This window comes from Wolbachia endosymbiont of Drosophila barbarae (assembly GCF_044752445.1).
Taxonomy (GTDB): domain Bacteria; phylum Pseudomonadota; class Alphaproteobacteria; order Rickettsiales; family Anaplasmataceae; genus Wolbachia; species Wolbachia pipientis.
The window spans coordinates 1-1775 of record NZ_JBIXJM010000033.1 but is presented as its reverse complement, the minus strand read 5'-3'; the positions used below and the strand labels follow the sequence as shown (position 1 = coordinate 1775).

The window sequence follows — 1775 nt, the reverse complement described above, 5'->3', positions numbered from 1 at the left end:
TCTTAGCATCGAAAATTACATAATATGCATTATGGAAAACAAAATTACATAATGTAAGAAGCAATGCTAAAAATAAAATCACATAATATAGCAAACTATAGCTAACCCAAGAAAGGTTTTCCTACGTCATACCGCCGCGATATCTCAGCATAGATTCCGCTAACAAGTAGCGGAATGACGAATTTTTGTTTTTCAAACTGTCGGTAAATCTAAGTCAGTTTAGCTATATGTGTCAAGCACTGGGATGACACCCTCCTGATGGGCCAAAATCACAATGTTCGTACAGTTATGGAATGAATCGCGGTATGACGTGTTGCTTTGATCAGCTATAAAGATGATGCTGCGGAAGTTTTTAGTACTTGCTCGCAACTTTCAACAATTTAATAGCACTGGTGTTTACAACCTCTCCGCCGACACGCTTAGTGACAAAAAACCTCACATAAGGTTTATTCGTATAAGGGTCTCTTAATATTCTCATTCCTCTGTTATCTACAATCTTATAAGCTTGTTTGAAATCTGCCATCGCAATTACTGGTAGCTGATTGTTTGGCACTGGTGGCATATCGGCAGACTGGTATACTGGCACTCCCATTAAGGTATCTGGAGCTTCAAGCGACAAACTTGGTTGCCAAAGATATTGACCTGTTTGAGATTTTAGCAGCCTAATGTCCTTCAACGTACTCCTGTTCATCAAAAATGATGCATTTTTGGAATAATATTCATCCAGAGAGTAATACAACATCATTATTGAATCACTATCTAATTTTTCAGTTTTAACTTGCTCTATTTTATTATAACTGTTTCCATTTTCATAAGCTAAAATTCCTTTTGGTTGAAAAGTGCCCTCACCCTTAATGAAGGCTTCGCTTTCTTCCTTACTAAAAGTCTCGGCAATCTTTTCCACCAGCCAACTCTCAACATCGACAAACGCATCATCGAGTAACTTTTGTGATATTTGTGGTTGAGCATATAACTCGTAAGTTGTGACGGAAATCTTTTGGATTTTGGGCGTGTCCGTATCTTTTGCAAAATCATACTTAGACTTATTGCCACCATCCTCATCATCTACTGTTTCACTGCTCCAACCTGCACCGGCGCGGTCAAAATCTTCTATAATGTAATCCAATGTTTCAGTAGAGATTCTTTGACTGGAGCATATTTGTCGCATTGGGGACGAATCAGTTACGCGCTTGTTTATGCGTTTTACAATATGCGGAGTAACTAGATACCCCCCGATATCACTGTTATCTCCACTGAGGGTTTTGTGTGATAAACCGCTTTCCATTCCCTTGCGGATATAATCAGAAAAATATTTATCGCTTGTGCTAAAATCTGTATTTACTTCTGGACGTTGAGCTGCAGTTTCGATCAAGTCTAAACGCTCTTTGCAACTATCAATGGCATTATTTACCTTGCATAGCTGCTCAATTGTTGCAGAATCAGCACGCCCTTTGCTTTCAATTTCTTTTAGTTTGCGATCATTTATTAATTTAAATTGCTCCCATGATGAAGCGAGTTCATTGATACGGTGAGCGATATCGGTGAGTGACATAATAGCCTCCTTTGAAAATGAAATGAAAATGGAAATAAGGTAATAGGAATGGTACTCATAGATGTTTCCCTACATCTGTACGAACATTGCAGGTGGCAGATGCAAGTAGCTGCACTGGAATCCCAAAAAAAGGATGATGTCATCCCAGTCTGGGATGGCTTTGTTGCATCGCTAGCTATGATGGATTAAAGATAAAAAAGGTGGAGAATATCAGTAGCTTATT

At 38.6% G+C, this 1775-nt stretch carries 2 protein-coding genes; one reads left to right on the top strand and one right to left on the bottom strand.

Features of this window, described 5'->3' with window-relative positions:
• Positions 1–352 precede the first annotated feature (352 nt).
• Positions 353–1552, bottom strand: coding sequence for a phage major capsid protein (locus ACIPNH_RS00400; protein WP_265024347.1), 1200 nt, complete (start codon positions 1550–1552; stop codon positions 353–355).
• Positions 1553–1600: 48 nt separating this feature from the next.
• On the opposite strand from ACIPNH_RS00400, the gene ACIPNH_RS00395 reads away from it, so the two are divergent.
• A complete protein-coding gene (locus ACIPNH_RS00395; RefSeq protein ID WP_400770831.1) occupies positions 1601–1741 on the top strand; it encodes a hypothetical protein in 141 nt (46 codons plus the stop codon).
• The last annotated feature ends 34 nt before the right edge of the window (positions 1742–1775 follow it).